The organism is Anoxybacillus sp. EFIL (assembly GCF_013096955.1).
GTDB lineage: Bacteria > Bacillota > Bacilli > Bacillales > Anoxybacillaceae > Anoxybacillus > Anoxybacillus ayderensis.
The window spans coordinates 1-405 of the sequence record NZ_SDLH01000114.1 but is presented as its reverse complement, the minus strand read 5'-3'; the positions used below and the strand labels follow the sequence as shown (position 1 = coordinate 405).

Sequence of the window (405 nt, the reverse complement as noted above, 5' to 3'; positions counted from 1 at the left end):
AATCACATCTGCGTATTTCGCAGTCTCAGAAATAAACAAATCGATTGCAACAAAGAATGTCAGTTTCCTTAAAGCCTTTTTCACGAGATTCGCATTTGGGCTGGAGACAGCAGGATTGGAGCACATGAGGAACAATCCTTTGATGTCGCCGTCATTGATTTTTTCCATCATTTCATAGGCTGAGACACCTTTTCGCGGCAGATCATCCTGATGGATTCCCCACACTTTCGCAACATGTGCCCGGTGTTGTTCGTTTTCAATAGATCGATAGCCCGGAAGCTGATCGGCTTTTTGGCCATGCTCTCTTGCACCTTGCCCGTTGCCTTGTCCGGTGATCGCCCCGTAACCTGAGTAAGGCTTGCCGATTTTTCCTGTGATCAGCACCATGTTTAAGAAGCCTTTCAC

Annotated in this window: 1 protein-coding gene; it reads right to left on the bottom strand. The window is 46.9% G+C overall.

The window, feature by feature from the left end:
- On the bottom strand, positions 1–405 hold a 405-nt coding region (locus ES017_RS15590; protein WP_171335308.1), incomplete at both ends, for a molybdopterin-dependent oxidoreductase.